This is a genomic window from Cryptocyanus atlanticus LEGE 06306 (genome assembly GCF_056633155.1).
This window is the reverse complement of sequence record NZ_JBSJOZ010000011.1, coordinates 1-15,593: the sequence shown is the minus strand read 5'-3', so window position 1 is coordinate 15,593 and position 15,593 is coordinate 1. Positions and strand designations below refer to the sequence as shown.

19 protein-coding genes and 1 tRNA gene are annotated in these 15,593 nt (G+C 66.7%); 10 read left to right on the top strand and 10 right to left on the bottom strand.

Going from position 1 to position 15,593, the window contains the following annotated elements; translation table 11 throughout:
* The first annotated feature begins 91 nt into the window (after window positions 1-91).
* Together ACWJI7_RS11285 and ACWJI7_RS11280 are read left to right on the top strand one after the other, a co-directional pair.
* Window positions 92-412 (top strand): hypothetical protein, encoded by a 321-nt coding sequence (locus ACWJI7_RS11285; RefSeq protein WP_479938032.1) that lies wholly within the window; start codon window positions 92-94, stop codon window positions 410-412.
* A gap of 65 nt (window positions 413-477) precedes the next feature.
* Window positions 478-669: a hypothetical protein gene (locus ACWJI7_RS11280; RefSeq protein ID WP_479938030.1), complete on the top strand. Its 192-nt coding sequence runs from the start codon at window positions 478-480 to the stop codon at window positions 667-669.
* Window positions 670-696: 27 nt separating this feature from the next.
* Here the strand turns inward: ACWJI7_RS11280 and ACWJI7_RS11275 are convergent, their stop codons facing one another.
* Window positions 697-1,032 carry an MgPME-cyclase complex family protein gene (locus ACWJI7_RS11275; RefSeq protein WP_479938028.1) on the bottom strand — a complete coding sequence of 112 codons (336 nt, stop codon included), beginning with the start codon at window positions 1,030-1,032 and terminating at the stop codon, window positions 697-699.
* Window positions 1,029-1,778, bottom strand: a complete 750-nt coding sequence (locus ACWJI7_RS11270; RefSeq protein ID WP_479938027.1) for a pyridoxine 5'-phosphate synthase — start codon at window positions 1,776-1,778, stop codon at window positions 1,029-1,031. Before ACWJI7_RS11270 ends, ACWJI7_RS11275 begins: the two co-directional genes overlap by 4 nt.
* Window positions 1,779-2,037: 259 nt before the next feature.
* Here ACWJI7_RS11270 and ACWJI7_RS11265 point away from each other — a divergent pair, with 259 nt between their 5' ends.
* From ACWJI7_RS11265 to grxD, 4 genes are read left to right on the top strand one after another with little or no spacing between them, the layout of a single operon-like run.
* The gene (locus ACWJI7_RS11265) at window positions 2,038-2,664 is read left to right on the top strand and encodes a lysophospholipid acyltransferase family protein (RefSeq protein ID WP_479938025.1); all 627 of its coding nucleotides are present in this window, start codon (window positions 2,038-2,040) and stop codon (window positions 2,662-2,664) included.
* 28 nt (window positions 2,665-2,692) lie between these two features.
* The gene (locus tag ACWJI7_RS11260) at window positions 2,693-3,232 is read left to right on the top strand and encodes a hypothetical protein (RefSeq protein ID WP_479938024.1); all 540 of its coding nucleotides are present in this window, start codon (window positions 2,693-2,695) and stop codon (window positions 3,230-3,232) included.
* A gap of 43 nt (window positions 3,233-3,275) precedes the next feature.
* On the top strand, window positions 3,276-3,509 hold the full coding sequence (locus tag ACWJI7_RS11255) for a BolA family protein (RefSeq protein WP_479938022.1): 234 nt from the start codon (window positions 3,276-3,278) through the stop codon (window positions 3,507-3,509).
* 59 nt (window positions 3,510-3,568) lie between these two features.
* Complete coding sequence (gene grxD / locus ACWJI7_RS11250; RefSeq protein ID WP_479938021.1) at window positions 3,569-3,892, top strand: Grx4 family monothiol glutaredoxin; 324 nt, start codon at window positions 3,569-3,571, stop codon at window positions 3,890-3,892.
* Between the two features lie 24 nt (window positions 3,893-3,916).
* Here the strand turns inward: grxD and ACWJI7_RS11245 are convergent, their stop codons facing one another.
* Entirely contained in the window at window positions 3,917-4,183 is a 267-nt protein-coding gene (locus tag ACWJI7_RS11245) for a DUF6761 family protein (protein ID WP_479938020.1), read from the bottom strand.
* A gap of 174 nt (window positions 4,184-4,357) precedes the next feature.
* On the opposite strand from ACWJI7_RS11245, the gene ACWJI7_RS11240 reads away from it, so the two are divergent.
* Complete coding sequence (locus ACWJI7_RS11240) at window positions 4,358-5,125, top strand: response regulator transcription factor (protein WP_479938019.1); 768 nt, start codon at window positions 4,358-4,360, stop codon at window positions 5,123-5,125.
* Here ACWJI7_RS11240 and ACWJI7_RS11235 read toward each other — a convergent pair.
* From ACWJI7_RS11235 to ACWJI7_RS11205, 7 genes are all read right to left on the bottom strand, one after another.
* Window positions 5,104-5,670, bottom strand: a complete 567-nt coding sequence (locus tag ACWJI7_RS11235; RefSeq protein ID WP_479938018.1) for a hypothetical protein — start codon at window positions 5,668-5,670, stop codon at window positions 5,104-5,106. The genes ACWJI7_RS11240 and ACWJI7_RS11235 overlap by 22 nt on opposite strands.
* 3 nt (window positions 5,671-5,673) lie before the next feature.
* A complete protein-coding gene (locus ACWJI7_RS11230) occupies window positions 5,674-5,907 on the bottom strand; it encodes a hypothetical protein (protein ID WP_479938017.1) in 234 nt (77 codons plus the stop codon).
* A 61-nt stretch (window positions 5,908-5,968) separates the two neighbouring features.
* Entirely contained in the window at window positions 5,969-7,492 is a 1,524-nt protein-coding gene (gene crtH, locus ACWJI7_RS11225; RefSeq protein WP_479938015.1) for a carotenoid isomerase, read from the bottom strand.
* 70 nt (window positions 7,493-7,562) lie between these two features.
* The gene (locus ACWJI7_RS11220) at window positions 7,563-8,489 is read right to left on the bottom strand and encodes a linear amide C-N hydrolase (protein WP_479938013.1); all 927 of its coding nucleotides are present in this window, start codon (window positions 8,487-8,489) and stop codon (window positions 7,563-7,565) included.
* A gap of 171 nt (window positions 8,490-8,660) precedes the next feature.
* The gene (trmFO, locus tag ACWJI7_RS11215) at window positions 8,661-10,061 is read right to left on the bottom strand and encodes an FADH(2)-oxidizing methylenetetrahydrofolate--tRNA-(uracil(54)-C(5))-methyltransferase TrmFO (protein WP_479938012.1); all 1,401 of its coding nucleotides are present in this window, start codon (window positions 10,059-10,061) and stop codon (window positions 8,661-8,663) included.
* Window positions 10,061-10,183 (bottom strand): photosystem II protein Y, encoded by a 123-nt coding sequence (locus ACWJI7_RS11210; RefSeq protein ID WP_094555684.1) that lies wholly within the window; start codon window positions 10,181-10,183, stop codon window positions 10,061-10,063. The genes trmFO and ACWJI7_RS11210 overlap by 1 nt, the downstream gene beginning before the upstream one ends.
* An 87-nt stretch (window positions 10,184-10,270) precedes the next feature.
* Window positions 10,271-10,783: a gamma carbonic anhydrase family protein gene (locus tag ACWJI7_RS11205; RefSeq protein WP_479938010.1), complete on the bottom strand. Its 513-nt coding sequence runs from the start codon at window positions 10,781-10,783 to the stop codon at window positions 10,271-10,273.
* A gap of 88 nt (window positions 10,784-10,871) precedes the next feature.
* On the opposite strand from ACWJI7_RS11205, the gene ACWJI7_RS11200 reads away from it, so the two are divergent.
* The 3 genes from ACWJI7_RS11200 to ACWJI7_RS11190 all read left to right on the top strand — a co-directional run bounded on the left by ACWJI7_RS11200 (window position 10,872) and on the right by ACWJI7_RS11190 (window position 15,151).
* Window positions 10,872-10,943: transfer RNA gene (locus ACWJI7_RS11200), tRNA-Lys, on the top strand.
* Between the two features lie 268 nt (window positions 10,944-11,211).
* A complete protein-coding gene (locus tag ACWJI7_RS11195; RefSeq protein ID WP_479938008.1) occupies window positions 11,212-12,537 on the top strand; it encodes a site-specific integrase in 1,326 nt (441 codons plus the stop codon).
* A 1,177-nt stretch (window positions 12,538-13,714) separates the two neighbouring features.
* Window positions 13,715-15,151: an AAA family ATPase gene (locus ACWJI7_RS11190; protein WP_479938133.1), complete on the top strand. Its 1,437-nt coding sequence runs from the start codon at window positions 13,715-13,717 to the stop codon at window positions 15,149-15,151.
* Window positions 15,152-15,593: the final 442 nt, after the last annotated feature.

The window sequence follows — 15,593 nt, the reverse complement described above, 5'->3', positions numbered from 1 at the left end:
AGGGACTGGTACGGTCCGCCTAGTACGGATGCGTACCATGGAACCAGCTACCCTGTCGGTCTCCCAGAGGGTGAGGGTCCTCGTCTCAGCCTTGAACGGGGCCAAGCGCACCAATGAGGCCCTGGCCCGCAGCAGAGACGGCGAGGCCATGATCGTCGTGCTGCTGGATGCGTCGCGGAAGCTTGGTCTGGGCCTCACCCGTGCCGATCTGCTCGCCACTCCCCCGATCCGCGACTGGATCTGGTGGAAGAACAAGGAAGCGCTGCTCACCATCGGGGACAACGTGCCCCGCTACCAGCAGGACGGTCGCCAGTCCCGGGCTGCCGGGGCCGATCCCGGAAGGACTCCCGGAGCCGAGACCCCTGCGGCGGAAACGGATGCCGGCCGGCGCCGCTTCTTTGGCCTGTTCTGATCTTCCGAATGTCTGCAGGAGATCCGGCCCGGGAGCCGGCGACCTGGGCAGGGTTTCCTGACACCATGGCGAGACCGACACATCAGCACATCCACACCTTGATCACCACCGATCTCCACTGGCAGGAGAACGGTGAGCTCCATCCCGACGACCTCGCCCGTCTGAGGGACCGACTGCTCGCCGACGCCGCACTCGATCACATCCAGCAGGAGGTGATCGATGGCTGGGTCTGCCGCAGGCAGGAGATTCCGGTCTGATCGGTCTCCCTGGACGGCCCCTGGCCGTCAGAGCGCCGAGGCGAGGGGATCGGCGATGGTGGTGCTGGGGGCCAGAAAGGATCCCTGGGCCACGAATTCGAGTCTCAGTTTGAGGAAATCGATGAAGGCCGCATCCGTGGAGATCACAGCGGCGGCCGGACGGGGCACCGTGGCGGCCAGGTCCGACAGTTCGGCAGCCTCGAGGAAGGCCGGACGACGCAGCAGCCAGAAGTCGATCGTCTTCCCCGTTTCGCCGTAGTGGCGCACCCGCTCCCTGAGCACTTCCTCAAGAGGTTCCTCCACGGTGAGGAACCTCTCACTGGCGGCGATGAAGTGATACGCAAGAGGATCTGAGGCGCTCATGGGCTGGTGCTGCCGAACAAGGGGTCCCGGCGGGGATTCTGAATCAGCGCCTTCATCTGCCGGACCGCCGCTTCCAGTCCCACCGCCAGGGCCCGCGCCACGATCGTGTGGCCGATGTTGAGCTCCTCCATGCCGTCGATCCCCGCCACCGCCTCCACGTTCTGATAGGTGAGGCCATGGCCGGCATTGACCCGGAGCCCGAGGGCCCGGGCCGTGGCCGTGCCCTCGATCAGCCTGGCCAGCTGAGCGGGCTGGTCGCTCCAGTGGGCCTCGGCGTAGGCCCCCGTATGCAGTTCCACCCAGCGGGCACCGCTGCCGCGGCAGGCCTCCAGCTGGGGTTGATCCGGATCGACGAAGAGGCTCACCGGGATGCCGGCCTCCTGCAGCCGCCCCACCAGCCCCCGCAGGCCGTCGAGCTGGCCGACCACGTTCAGCCCCCCCTCGGTGGTCACTTCCTGACGGTTCTCCGGCACCAGGGTCACCATGTCCGGGCCGATCCGCCGGGCGATGGCCTCCATCTCGGCAGTGGCGGCCATCTCGAGGTTGAGCCGGCTGCGGAGCGTGCCGCGCAGCAGTTCCACATCGCGATCCTGGATGTGTCGGCGGTCTTCGCGAAGGTGGACGGTGATCCCGTCCGCACCGCCCAGTTCCGCCAGCACCGCCAGGCTCACCGGAACGGGTTCCTGCGCCCGGCGCGCCTGCCGCACCTGGGCGATGTGATCAATGTTCACGCCAAGGCTGGCCATCGCCGCGACCGCTCCGCACTGCCGCGATCCTATGGAGCCCCCGAATTGGCCGCAGAGTCAACTGCCCGCCCCAGAAAACGAAAACGGGTGCCGACTCCTAGCTTGCCTGCAGCATTCCTTGCGGCGTCCGGTGTCGGCGGAGACAGGTGGTCCTCTGGTGACGGCAGCAGCGGACCCCTCCGCGCCGCCGGCTTCCGCACCGTTGAGGCGTGAGCGGCGACTGTGCAACGGAATCAGCCCGGTGCTGGCACCGATCGCCATGACCGCCACCCAGGATCTGGCCATGCCGGCGTTCTTCCGGGGGTTTGACGTGCTCGGGGCCGACCATCTGCCCCACCGGGGAGCCGTTCTGCTGGCCCCCACCCACCGCGCCCGCTGGGATGCCCTGCTGCTCACCGGTGCCGCCGGCCGACGGGTGAGCGGTCGGGACTGCCGCTTCATGGTGACCGTCACCGAAATGAAGGGGATCCAGGGCTGGTTCCTGCACCGCCTCGGTTGCTTTCCGGTTGATCAGAGCCGTCCGGGTACCACCACCCTGCGCTACGCCGTGGATCTGCTGGCCGCGGGGCAGCAACTGGTGGTCTTTCCCGAGGGGCACATCCGGCGGGACGATGGCCCGATCCGGCTCCATCAGGGGCTCGCCAGGCTGGCGGTGCTGGCGGCCGGCCACGGGGTTTCCGTCCAGGTGGTGCCGGTGGGAATCGGGTACGGCCATGCCATCCCCCGCTGCCGCGACCGGTCGGCGCTTGCCTTCGCCCCACCGCTGCAGGTGGAGGGGCAGGGCCGCGCAGCCGTCAAGGGACTCAATGAACGGCTGGGGGCGGCGATGCAATCAGCTGAGGAAGCGGCCCGCCAGGCCGTGGGGCGTCCGTTCACCTCCCCCTAAAGTTCAGCGGCCCATCCGTGTTTCTGCCGTGCGCCGGCCCCACGTCGCCCTCGGGCTTGCCCTGGCGGCAACCCTGCTTCCCCTCAGCCCCGCCCTGCCGCTGCGGGCCCAGGACGAACCGCGCAAAGTGCTGGAGGGACCCGAAGGGGCGTTCAACCTCACGGCCGTCAAGGGTCTGCTCACCCGGGGCGACGCCGCCGTGGCCCGGGGTGATCTCGCCGCGGCCCGCAAGGATTACGACCTGGCCAGGGATGCCAGCCGCCGCCTGCTCGGGTTCTACCGCGATCTGAGCGGCTCCTTCCGTGGCCTCGACGCCCGCATCCCCAGGGACATGGACCAGAACGGTCGCGAAGCGCTCGAGCTGTTCGCCCAGGCCAATCTCCGCCTCGCTGCCCTGTTGCGACGCCAGAACGAGCCGGAAGTGGCCGTTCCTCTGCTGGTGGAGGTCGTCAAGGTGATGACTCCGGCCCGGGAGGAGGGACGCCGGGCCTACCAGACTCTGGTGGAACTCGGCTTCGCCACGATTCCCTACACGGCCGGAGGCCCCGACCCGGCCGCACCCAGGTGAGGCGGGAAGCTTCTAGATTCGCCGGATCAGGGGATCGGCCGCGATGGTGCAACCGGATCAGGTCAGAGCTGCCATCTGCGGCCGTCTTCCCGATGCCCGGGTGGAAGTCGAGGATCTGACCGGTGGCGGTGTCCATCTCCAGGTCACCGTGGTCTCCCAGGCCTTTGCCGGCCTCTCCCGGGTCCGGCAGCACCAGTTGGTCTACGGAGCCCTACGCACTGAGCTGGCCAGCGAGGCCATTCATGCCCTCGCCCTGCAGACGTCCGCACCGGCCTGATCCGCGGCCAGCCTCCCCCCTCCCTGTTCACCCCTTCCACGTCCCCCCTGACCCGATCCATGGACAGTGCCGTTGAGCAACGCATCCGCTCCCTGCTGAAGACCAGCCCCGTGGTGGTGTTCATGAAGGGATCCAAGCTGATGCCCCAGTGCGGCTTCTCGAACAATGTGGTTCAGATCCTGAACTCCCTGGGTATTCCCTTCGAGACCTTTGACGTGCTCTCCGATCCCGAGATCCGTCAGGGGATCAAGGAATTCTCCGAGTGGCCCACCATTCCTCAGGTGTACGTCAACGGAGACTTCATCGGGGGCTCCGACATTCTCATCGAGATGTACAACACTGGCGAACTGCGCGAAACGATCACCGTGGCCCTCGCCTCCTGAGCTGGACCTGAACCCTGAATCCCCTCAGTTGCGGGACGATTCGAACAGGGTGGCCAGGTTGCCGTCCGGACCGATGAAGCTGGACGGGTCCAGGATCCAGCGATCGATCAGCTCCTCCAGCCGCCGCTGGGAGAGAGGATCGAGCACGGCGGTCCGTCGCAGGGCGTGCAGATAGCCGTCAGCGTACAGGCGCAGTTCCGAAGGGCTGTGATATCGGCTGGCCAGGTCCTGGCAGGCGTCACAGAGGGACTGGAAGTGACGGATGGCTTCGGGATTCTGCAGCGCAGTCATGGTGTGACAGTCGGTCAGAGCGGAGGCGGCATCGATGACTACCGGATTCCCTCTGCAACGGCAGCTAGCCTAGTTGGGCCGCAGGGACCGTGTGTGGAGCTTCCTCCAGAACCGAATGCTGATTTTCCCAGCCCGAAGAGTCCCGGTTCCGCGAGCGACCGGACTGTCAGCGGCATGGCGATGGAGACCCGTCAGGTCAGTTTGGCGTCCTTGAAGCGCGTTCTGGTGGTGGATCCCCATCCCACCCTGCGCACGGTGCTGGCCCAGCGCCTCCGCCAGGACGGCTACTTGGCGGCGGCCGTGGCCACGGCCGCCGAAGCCCTCGCCCTCTGTGAGGATCAGATGCCGGATCTGCTGGTCAGTGCCGAACTGCTGGAGGAGAGCTCCGCCCTGCGCCTGGCCGCCCACCTGCGTTGCCCGGTGCTGGTGCTCACCGCCCGCAGCGGCGCCGATCCGGTGGTGGCCCTCCTCGACGCCGGCGCCGACGATGTGCTGCGCAAACCCTTCGGCCTGGAGGAACTGGCGGCTCGCTGCCGCAGCCTGCTGCGTCGCAGCGGCAGCGGCCTGCAGGAACGGGTCTGCGTCGGTCCCCTGGAGGTCCATCTGCTGCTGCGCCAGGTCACCCTGCGCGATCAACCGGTGGAGTTGAGTCCACGGGAATTCGCCCTGCTCTGTGCCCTGCTGATGCCCCCCGGCATGGTGCGAAGCCGCCAGGAACTGCTGCGGATGGCCTGGCCACCGTTCAGCGGTGGGCCCCGCTCCGTGGACACCCAGGTGCTCACCCTGCGCCGCAAGCTGGAACTTGCTGGCCTCGGTGAGGGGGGCGGGATCGAGACGGTCCGTCAGCAGGGCTATCGCTTCAGCCTGGAAACGTTGCCCGAGGCGGCCGAGTCTTTGGTGGGCAGTGGCTCCGGCCTGCGTCAGGCCGCAGGCGCCGGCTGAGCGGCCACGGCCACGGTTGTGATCAGTTCGCCCAGCAGGATCAGGCCGGAGAGGATGGCCAGGGTCCAGTAGGTCCAGGGGGGTGTCAGGCGGCCGATTCCCGACAGGTCAAGGCCGCTGGAGCGCTGGACCAGCCCGAGGAACTCCGGCAATCGCTCCACCCGCTGGGGGAGCAGGAGATGGCGCCCATCCGCCGCCCGGAGATACACAACGGTTCCCCCCTGGCTGGTGCGAACGGCCATCAGACCAGTGACCTCTTTCCAATCCAGGCGCCAGCCCCGGCGCAGCAGCCAGGCGCACCAGCGGGGATGGCCCACGCAGATACCCTGCGCATCGAGGCTGACCCGCTCACTGAGCAGGGCGTGCACCAGCAGACCACCCAGGGGCAGCGCCAGGAGAAGCCACGTCCTCTGGTCCACCGGAGCGAGCAGCGGTAACGGCATCACCAGGGCCAGATAGAGCGTCAGCAGGGTGAGGCGGATCAGCGGCGCCACCGGATGAATCTGAACGTCCCCGTCGGTCTGGGCAGCGGCGGCGGCGGCCATCGATCAGGAGTTGCCGAACGTTTCAACTTCGCGGCCCCGCCAGAAGGCACCGAGGCGCATCAAGTCCCCATGGGCATCCTGGACACGGCGCAGGTAGTCCTCGGCTCCGAGGCTGTCCTTCTCCTCCCGCAGCCGGCTCAGCCGCAGCTGCAGCATCAGCCAGGGCTTGCTCAAGGCTCCGCTCTGCTCCAGATAGCGGGCCAGCTCGTCATGACGGGGGGTCGGAGCGCTGCCCATGGCGGTTTTAAGGTCTGCACTCAACGTTATGGGCGGAGGGCTTCCGGCGTGAGCGCCCCGCCTACTCCGGCAGGGCCCAGGGGTTCAGGCCCAGGTCGGCACCGATCCGATGGGCGCAGGCAAATCCGCTGAAGGCCACCGCATTGAGCCCTTGGCCGGGAAAGCAGGAATCGCCGACGCAGTAGAGCCCGGGCACCCCACTGCGATTGAAGGGCATCGTCAGCAGACCGGGTAACCGCCGGGCCGGGATGGGGCCATAGCTGCCCTGGTGGCGGCCGAGAAAGCGCCGGTGGCTGCGGGGAGTCCCGATCTCCTGATGGCTGACGGCCTTGGCCAGACCCGGCAGGATCCCCTCCAGTCGGCCGATCAGCCGTTCGGCGGCGCTCCGTTTCGCCTCCGCATAGGCCGTGGGCGCCAGTCCGGTCCAGGCCTCCATGGACGAGGGGGTGAAGGCATGCACGATGTGGTGCCCAGCCGGTGCCAGGGAAGGATCGAGCAGGGTGGGGATGGAGACGAATGCCGTACCCTGCTCGGTCTCCATCGCCTCCCAGTGCTCCAGCAGCAGATGGTGGCAGTGGGTTGCGGAGGGGATGACATCAGCCCTCACCCCCAGGTGCAGGGAGAGAAACGATGGTGAGGGCTTGTAGCGCCGGCGCCAGGTGCGTTCAGTGGCCGGAGTGTGGTCCTCCTCCACCAGCTGGCCGAAGGTGTCCCAGCGGGTCGCGTTGGAGATCACCCGGCGGGCGGTGATCCGCTCCCCGCCCGCCAGCTCCACCCCCACCGCCCGGCCCCCCTCGACGCTCACCCGGGTGACCCGGGCCCTGTAGCGGATGGAGCCCCCGTGGCGCTCCAGTCCCTGGACCAGATGCTCGGCAATGGTGCCCACACCGCCTCTGGGGTAATTGATTCCGCCGGCATGGCGATCCGAGAACACCATGCCCGCATTGATCATCGGGGTGCGATCCGCCGGCATCACCGACCAGCAGAAGCACTCCATGTCAATGAAGGCGAGCAGGCGGGGGTCCCGGATGTGGCGGCGGGCCACATCACCCACGTTCACCGGCAGCCAGCGCGCCAGGCCCAGGCAGGCCAGGGGTGCCTTGACGAACACCTTGGCGAGGTAGGCCGGATCCTCCAGGGAGAGGAGTGGCATGGCATCGAGACAGCGGAACACGCTCCAGCAGGTGTCGTAGAAGCGCCGGATCCCCCTGGCCTCATGGGGAAACAGGGCCGTGAGACCAGCCAGGAACGTCTCGTAATCGCGGTCGACGGCGATGTTGAGACCACCCGGGAGGTGGTACTGGAGCTGGGCGGGATCGGGGATCGTCTCCTGACGCTCACCAACCGCCGCCAGGGCCCGGGTGAGCAGGTTGGTGTGGCCCGTCTCGCCGAAGCCGAAGATCATCGAGGCGCCCACATCGAAGGTGTAGCCCTTGCGCCTGAAGCTGCCGCCGCTGCCGCCGGGGATCAGGTAGCGCTCCAGCACCAGCACCTGGGCGCCCTTGGCGGCCAGCTGGGTGGCGGTGACCAGCCCGCCGATGCCGGAGCCGATCACAATCGCGTCCCACTCTGGCCGGTCCTCCACCGTGGTCTCGCTCGCAACAGGGGGCGACCCTAGGACCGTGACCAGCCGTGGCGTTTGGTCGCGGGAGTGCTCAGTTGAGCCGCACCTCCAGGGTGGGGCTCACCGCATCGGGCTGCTGGGGCCCCATCGGCAGCAGCTTCAACTGGCCGCCTGCGGCGCTGAGGGCCTGGCGCAGACCGAGGGTCCGCACCCGCTGATCGCCGAAGGTCTTCCAGTTGAAGGTGAGATCCCGGAGGTTGGAGACGCTGGTCCAGGTGGTGTAGTCGGGGGTCACCTCGGCCCTGCCGGCCGGCGGCCTGGCCACGCCAAGCGGGATGTCGAAGGTCTTGAGGATGTGGAAGAGCTGGCCCACTGCCGCCATGGTGGTGGGGCTCTTCGAGGCGTTCTGGGTGAAGAACACCATCCGCACGAAGCGCGAGGGCGGGCTGAAATCTCCTGGCAGGCCCATGCTGCCGGCACCCATGCCGAAGGGGGTGAGCTTGAGCTGGCCCGCACCGGGGGCCCCGATCGTGGAAGCGGGCGCGTAGGCGCTGCTGACGGTGAGGTAGTTGGTGAGGTTAGTGAGGTGCCAGGGGAAGGTGGGCGCGTTGGTGAGCACCCGGGCGGGGTTGTCGTGCACCAGCAGGCGGCCCTCCCGCGGCTCGATCACGATGCTTCTGCCGCTGGCATCCTGCACCTTGAAATGCACATCGGGCACCGCCCCCAGCAGGCTGATCACCTGGGCCGTCAGATCCACGCCGCCCAGGCCGGCCTTCACCTCCTCCACGGTGGCGAAGTTGGCCAGCAGCCAGGTGCCCAGCTGGGTTGGAATCAGGGTGCGGGCCTGCCGTGCCCGGGCTTCGGGGGTGTACTGGGCCGCGGTGGCCCCCACGAATCCGTAGCGGGAGCGATAGCTGAGGCCCTTGCCCCGGTTACTGGAGCCAGTGAAGCTGCTGCCCGCCGGCCACACGGCGATCTGTGAATCGAGCGGTTTGCCGAATTCCAGCGTGCGCCCCACCGCCACACCCCCATCGGTGGCGGTGAGGGCTCCCCCCGTGCAGGCCAGGGTCAGGGGGGCCGTGGTCAGGACCAGTACAGCGGTGCTGGCGGCGGTCAGGCCGAGGCCGAGGCCGAGGCGCGACAGGGTCGAGGGGACTGCTGGGGATGGAAGACCAGCTGTTGCGGCAGGCTAGGTCCGGGATTCGGCATAGACAGGCTCAATCAGGCGCTCGCGGCAGCTGCCGGGCGATCCGGCTGAGATGCCGCAGAAGGGCTCCAGATCCGCCAGGGAGCGATCGCGGTAGGCGCCATAGCGGCGGCGCTTGTCGCGGATGCGCTCGGGCAAGTCCGGCATCAGGGCGAAGTTGGGCGGCATCGGCTGGAACTTGCCGCTGGGCGCCGTGGCGATGAAGTGGAGCAGCGCCCCGGCCATGGTGGTGGGCGGCAGCCGCAGGGGCTCCAGGCCCCGGGCCAGCCGGGCCGCGTTGGTGCCGGCCAGCCAGCCACCGGCCACAGCCGCCGCGTAGCCCTCGGTGCCGGTGATCTGGCCGGCGGCGAGCAGGGTGGGGCGCTGCCGGAACTGCAGGGTGCTCTCCAGCAGCTGGGGGGCCTCCAGAAAGGTGTTGCGGTGCATCACGCCGAAGCGCACGAAGCTCGCGTTCTCCAGGCCTGGGATCAGCTGGAACACCCGCTTCTGCTCACCCCATTTCAGGTTGGTCTGGAAGCCCACCAGGTTCCAGAGCCGGCCGTCGCGGTCCTCCTGGCGCAGCTGCACCACCGCATGGGCCCGCCGGGTGCGGCGCACCTCCCGGTCGTGCAGGTCGCCCCAGCGGGGATCCCAGAGCCCGATCGGCTTGAGCGGCCCGTAGCGCATCGTGTCTTCGCCGCGGCGGGCCAGCTCCTCGATCGGCAGGCAGCCCTCGAAGAAGCTGGCGCTCTGGGTCTCGAAGTCCTTGAGCTCGGCCTGCTCGGCCTCCAGCAGGGCCTGGCGGAAGACCCGATACTGCGCCTCGCCCATCGGGCAGTTGATGTAATCGGCGTCGCCCTTGTCGTAGCGCGAGCCGCGGAAGGCCACCGAGAGATCCAGGCCCTCCCCCTCCACGATCGGGCTGGCGGCATCGAAGAAGTGGCAGTCGGCCCGGCCGGTGAAGGCGCGCAGGTCGTCGGCCAGGGCATCGCTGGTGAGCGGCCCGGTGGCCAGTACGCCGATCTCCTCGGGGCCGGGGAGGCAGCACTGCTCGCTCCGCTCCACGGTGATCAGCGGGTGGCGCTCCAGGGCGGCGGTGAGGGCGGCGCTGAAGCGGCCCCGGTCCACGGCAAGGGCACCGCCGGCCGGCACCGCATGGCGATCGGCGGTGCCGATCACGATGGATCCGAGCCGTCGCAGCTCCTCCTGGAGCAGGCCGGCGGCCCGGTCACTGGAGAGGGCACCGAAGCTGTTGCTGCACACCAGCTCCGCGAATTCAGCGCTGTGGTGGGCCGGCGAGCGCCGCAGGGGCCGCATCTCCACCAGACGCACCGGTAGGCCCGCCGAGGCGATCTGCCAGGCGGCCTCGGTGCCGGCGAGGCCGGCGCCGATGACCCGAATCATCAGGCGCGGGAGCGCTTGAGCATCAGTTGCAGCTGACCGACGGCGGCCCGGCCGATATTGAACACGGCCCAGGCCACGGCCAGCAGGATCGGAGCGGTAACGAGCAGCAGCCGAGCGTCCATCAGGGGCAGGTCAGTCTTCCCATGACTCTACGGACTCCCCCCCCTGCGCGGATACTCCAGGGTGAGGGTTGATCCACTTCGCAGCAATCAGCCGGCACCGCCCGAGCGGCCGGCATGGGCCTCCGCCAGGGCGCGGTAGCGACGGGCATGGAGGCGCTGGGCCGCCGCTTCCGCATCGCTGAGCTGGCGCCTGGCCTTGGCCGGAATGCCCGCCACCAGGGTGCGTGCCGGCACGTCCCGGGTGACCACGGCCCCGGCCGCCACCAACGCACCCTCCCCGACCGTGACGCCGTTGAGCACCACGGCGCCGATGCCGATCAGACAGCCGGCCTCCAGCGTCGCCCCGTGGACCACGGCCCGGTGGCCGATGGTCACCTCGGCACCGATCCACACTGGCTGACCCGGATCACCGTGCAGCACCGCCCCATCCTGGACATTGCTGTTCTCGCCCACCGCAATGGAGCAGACGTCCCCCCGGGCGACGGCGGTGGGCCAGAGACTGGCTCCGGCCGCCAGCCGCACGTCCCCGATCACCACGGCTCCCGGCGCCACCCAGGCTTCGGGATCGATCGTGGGCTCGGGCCAGGGAGTGGCAGTCATGGTGGCCGGCGGTGGGTGGACGTCCTTGGACGATGTCACCCCTGGGTGATACGTTCCATGGGCGCCCGTGAGGGCTGCCCGAGAGGGCGGGTCGCTAGCTCAGCGGTAGAGCACTCGGCTTTTAACCGATTGGTCCTGAGTTCGAATCTCAGGCGACCCATCCAGCTTACACCCTGCTTTTCGGCTTAGATCCCTTGCACAGCAAGGAGTTTGAGAAAGGGCCAAGCTCACGGAAGTTGAGGCCCATTGCAGGTCGTGGGGGCTCGTTGACGAACTTTTCTGTCAGTACTGACAAACGCTGACAGCCCGGACCATGCAGAATGAAGGGGGCCCAGTTCGGTCATCTATCCACCCCGATGCGAGCGCGCAGCGTCCTGGTCCAATCCCTAGAGCGGCTGCGTCTCGCTGGGTGCCCCTACCGGTTCCGGGTGCGCAGCGAAAGCCCTCACCTAACTGTTTATGAGACCCAGCGCGGGGGGAAGACCCGAACGGCGAAGGGATTTACCGCGGACGATGACGAGTCGGTGTTAGCACTGACGCAGCTTCTTCTCAATGCCCAGACAAGCCTGAGCGCCGGAGGAGGTGGCCTTGACTGGAAGCGGCTCTCAGGCTCATCTGGCACGCCCTCGGCGACCTCCGGACAGTCCTGGGGGGAAATCCGCCGGCTGATCCTGGCGGACATCGCCCCTGGCGGACCCAAAGCAAGGGATCGGAACCCTTTCGTCTGCTTCACGAACAAGGGATTTTTCGGCAGTACCTTCCCTGATGAACAGATCGCGCGGACCGAGCATCTCGAGCTGTTCTGCCTGAATACACCTGCCTCGATCCAGGCCAACCGGGCGGACCCCAAGGCCCCCCTGATGCTTAGGAACTACAACACCAGCGGTTTCTACGGTGTCATCCAGATGGTCAGGTACCTGGCCAAGAAGGGAGTGGCCATTGCCACCCCAGACTTGTGCCGCAAGCTCGAGGGCCTGAAGTCTGCAGCAGGCCGTACGAAAGCCCCTGCACCACGCTTTATCCCTAGCACCTGTGACGTCCAGTCCTGGCTGGACCAATTGCAGCCGGTGGACCCCCTCCGGGGATGGGTGATGGCGATGATCGCCACCTATGGACTTCGCCCCCACGAGGTCTGGCACATTGAGCGCCTGCCAGGCCAGGGTGCTGAAAACCCCACCTTCATCGAGATCAGTGTTTTCGAGGAATCGGGTGGCTCCTCCACCAAGACCGGCCATCGTTTCGCCTTGCCCTTGCCGGAGGAGTGGCTGGATCGTTACCGGTTGAGGGACCTGCCCCATTCGAAGGCCATGTTGGCGGAGATCCGGCGGCGCTACCCGATCAAGACGGCCATTTCCGCTGACGGGGGCCTCCAGTTCTGGAACAACACCGAGCTCGGTCGTGTAGTCGTCCACTGGCTCCGTAATAGCGGACGAGAAGACAGGGAGCTGCCCATCAGGCTGTTTGGGTACCACCAGCCCCGACACATACCCGGGCAGCCCCAGCCCAGAGCGCTCAGGGGCCGCTGCAGGTGCTACGACCTCCGCCATGCCTGGGCGATCCGAGCCCGCGAGACCACCACCTGGTCGACGACCCTGAAGGCGGCCAGCATGGGCCACAGCGAATCGATTCACGCCAGGCGCTACCTCGCGGAACTGACCGCGGTCCAGCGAGAGCGGGGGATGGCACGCCAGAAAGCCCATGACGAAGCCACCCCCGTCACGGCTCCGCTGGCTGCAAAACCGTCAATGAGATAGCCAGTGGAGTGAGGCCGCGCACGGCGCTCCGAAGAGCGGATAGGTTGTAGGTGTAGGCATGGAGGACAGACACCGGACGGAGAAAAATTTCACGCGCTAGGGCCTCCCTTTCCTCCTGATCAGCGTGCGCGCCGATCAGGAGGCGGCGAAGGCGGGATTTAAGCAAATCCTCAATAAAAATGGCGGCAAGGTCAGTAATACACGTTTTTGCTCCCCACCTGCTGCAGTTCGACCACGAGCGTCGCGACGGGCGCGGACACAAGTCCGCATAGTTGCCCCCGAAATATTCGGAAGTGACGACTTTTTTAATATTCCACCTCTTAATTTTTATGACCACGAAAAAATGGGCCTCTACTAAGGCCGCATGTTGCTACACAGGTCTTTCCCGCGACACACTGCTGGCTTGGCGGCAGCGAGGAATTCTCAAGCCAGCCAAGGACTGGCGGTCGGTCGGCACCTGCTCGAATTCTCCGATCCAGTATGACCTTGGGTCCCTGGACCGTGTTATGGCCCAGCACGCCATAACACGTCAAAGAACCCTTCTGGCCCACACCAACGCCACTGGCAAGGCAACCGGAGGTGTGGCATGACCTTCGATGAAAACGGGCTCGTCCCTGACAACCTAGAAAGCGGGCCTGTCACAGGCTCCTCCGCTTCATGCTCCGCCTTGGTCCGCGCCTCGGATTCTATTGAAGGGGGCCTTCGGGCCCCGACCCAGGCCGGCAGGCTCTACCCGGAGCACCGACTGCTAGCTGCCCGGGATTTCTCCGAGGAGGGGGAGGTCATCAAGGCCGACTACCACATTCTCGATGACCATGGTCCAGAGAGCAGAAAGGGGGGACCGTTGGCTAACTCTCCTGCTCGACTCATGGGTGTCGCTGCTGAGAACGGCCCCGCCGCCGCTCTGCCGCAAGCTGAACAGGGGGTCGGATGCGGTTCGGGGAAGGCGGAGTCCTTTGCCAGCTGCGAGGTCGACGAACCATCACCCCCGCCCGGTCCCGACGGCCCAGAGATGGGCTGCGACAGCGTGAATGTCGACAGACCCACCGTCTCGAACCTGAACGGTGCGGGGAGCGCTCCAGTCGAGGGCAGCCCGTCTGCCTCCGCGGGCGCACCCCCTCCAGCGGCATCAGTGGCCATGGCCGATTCAGCGAGTTCCACCAGGAACCCGTTGACCGTGACTACGAACGGGCTGTTGGCCCAGCTTGGCGAATACGCCGATGAGCTCGTGACGGACGACGACCTCCATCCCTTAGTTCATCTTCGCAACAAGGCCAAGCAGCTCGGCCTCCCTTCCAGTGAAAAGTTCCTGTACCAGATCCATTGCAACGCAGTGGAAAGGGCAGCTGAACACCAGCTTCGGCCGCACAGGGGCGGCGAGGCGCTGTCGGTCACCCAGACCAACTGGCTGTTGGAAGGAGTGCTGATCCAGGGGGGCCTCAACTTGGTAGTCGGCGCTGCCAAGGTCGGGAAGACCGCCTGGATCATCGGATTACTGGGGGCGCTGATTCGGGGTGACTCGTCCTATCTGGGCCAATCAATCACAGGTCCGCGCACGCCGGTTCTGCTGGTGGGCACGGACCAGCCCCTCAGTGACTGGTCCCAGATGCTGCGGGGTTTCGGCCTTATGCAGGAGCGGCCGGATAGCACGGTGGTGCTCGATGGAACGATCTCCGAGTTTTACCACTCGGGCCATGCCTTCAGCCTGAATCAGACTGGGATTTCATCCATTGAGGCGTGGTGTTCCCGTCATCAGGGCGGACTGGTCATTCTCGATTCAGCGGCCTCGTTGACCCGGAAGCTTCGCCTGTCAGAGAACTCCCCCACGTTCGCCCAGCCGTTCGAGGCCCTGATGAAGGCGGTCGCCCCCCATGGGGCCACCGTCGTCCTCATCCACCACACCTCGAAGACCTTCAAAGGGCTGGACCCTACCCAGGCGAGCCGCGGCACCTCCGCCCTGCCGGCGATCGCTTCCCAACTGGTTGGTCTGTTTCCGTATCCAACTCGACGAGGAGCTTCCCCAGACCCCCGCGTCGTGCTGGCGAGCAAGGGTCGCGGCGACGCCCCCATCGATCTGGTGATCGAGCGTGGCGGGGCCACCGGCTGGACGTTCCACGGCAACTTCGAGGACATTCAGGAGGAAGAGCGAGACCTCAACACCATTCGGGAGCTGAAACCTCGCCAGGATGCGCTTTACCACGTGCTAGAGGAACGGCATCGCGCCACCCGGCAGATGCAGTCCGCGGCCAAGATCAGGCCCTACCTTCCGACGAACTTCGACACTTCGAATCCTCGCTTATACCATCGAGTCTTTGAACAGCTTGCCGATAAGGGCCTGATCGACGTTCAGTTGGTCACCACCTCCACAGGGCAAGAAAACCGATACGGATCGAAGGCCGTTCAACGGCTGATCGATGCGGGCGAGCCCACCAACCTGGGAGTGGTGGACGAGCCTGACACCAACGGGCTTGGGGTAACACCCCAGCCAGCAGCAGGCCCACCACCGATCACTGACGTCAGCGAGGCGGCGGATTCAGACGATCTTGCCGATCCTTCCGAGGTGTCCGAGGTGTCCGACCCCGCCGCCCCCTCGGAAGGGAACGGACCTGACTGAGGTGATTGAGGTGTCCGCCCTGTCCGACCCCCCTCCGGACAGGTCGGACACCCATGACGTCAGTGGAGCTCACTTGCGTACTTCCCCCGCCCCCGTCCGCCCATCCGTCTTACCGATCATCCGGCTGCGGCCTTCTGCAGGGCGCGCCGATCGGGGAGGAACAGAGCCAGGGGGGCGGACAGGGGGCATCGGTTCGGACCTGTCCTGGTCTCATCCAGGTGGCGATCCAACCGATGCCCCCCCATCCATGACACAGGCAATGATCGGAGCATTTCACCAGATGGGCAGACGCTCGGATCGTGGCGTAATCCAGGGGGTCAGATCGACACAGCGGCATCCACCAATCCACCAAGACGTGAACGCCCCGATATACCGTTATCTAACTAAGTTGCTTCTCCTATGAAGCAATTCTAATCGCCCAGATGGCTGCTCCTGCAGTGCT

Coding starts and splice junctions, on each gene's coding strand:
- ACWJI7_RS11210 (WP_094555684.1), bottom strand. CDS start 10,183: ATGGACGCTCGGCTGCTGCTCGTTACCGCTCCGATCCTGCTGGCCGTG.
- trmFO (WP_479938012.1), bottom strand. CDS start 10,061: ATGATTCGGGTCATCGGCGCCGGCCTCGCCGGCACCGAGGCCGCCTGG.
- ACWJI7_RS11240 (WP_479938019.1), top strand. CDS start 4,358: ATGGCGATGGAGACCCGTCAGGTCAGTTTGGCGTCCTTGAAGCGCGTT.
- ACWJI7_RS11280 (WP_479938030.1), top strand. CDS start 478: ATGGCGAGACCGACACATCAGCACATCCACACCTTGATCACCACCGAT.
- grxD (WP_479938021.1), top strand. CDS start 3,569: ATGGACAGTGCCGTTGAGCAACGCATCCGCTCCCTGCTGAAGACCAGC.
- ACWJI7_RS11235 (WP_479938018.1), bottom strand. CDS start 5,670: ATGGCCGCCGCCGCCGCTGCCCAGACCGACGGGGACGTTCAGATTCAT.
- ACWJI7_RS11270 (WP_479938027.1), bottom strand. CDS start 1,778: ATGGCCAGCCTTGGCGTGAACATTGATCACATCGCCCAGGTGCGGCAG.
- ACWJI7_RS11230 (WP_479938017.1), bottom strand. CDS start 5,907: ATGGGCAGCGCTCCGACCCCCCGTCATGACGAGCTGGCCCGCTATCTG.
- ACWJI7_RS11255 (WP_479938022.1), top strand. CDS start 3,276: ATGGTGCAACCGGATCAGGTCAGAGCTGCCATCTGCGGCCGTCTTCCC.
- ACWJI7_RS11205 (WP_479938010.1), bottom strand. CDS start 10,783: ATGACTGCCACTCCCTGGCCCGAGCCCACGATCGATCCCGAAGCCTGG.
- ACWJI7_RS11265 (WP_479938025.1), top strand. CDS start 2,038: ATGACCGCCACCCAGGATCTGGCCATGCCGGCGTTCTTCCGGGGGTTT.
- ACWJI7_RS11275 (WP_479938028.1), bottom strand. CDS start 1,032: ATGAGCGCCTCAGATCCTCTTGCGTATCACTTCATCGCCGCCAGTGAG.
- ACWJI7_RS11245 (WP_479938020.1), bottom strand. CDS start 4,183: ATGACTGCGCTGCAGAATCCCGAAGCCATCCGTCACTTCCAGTCCCTC.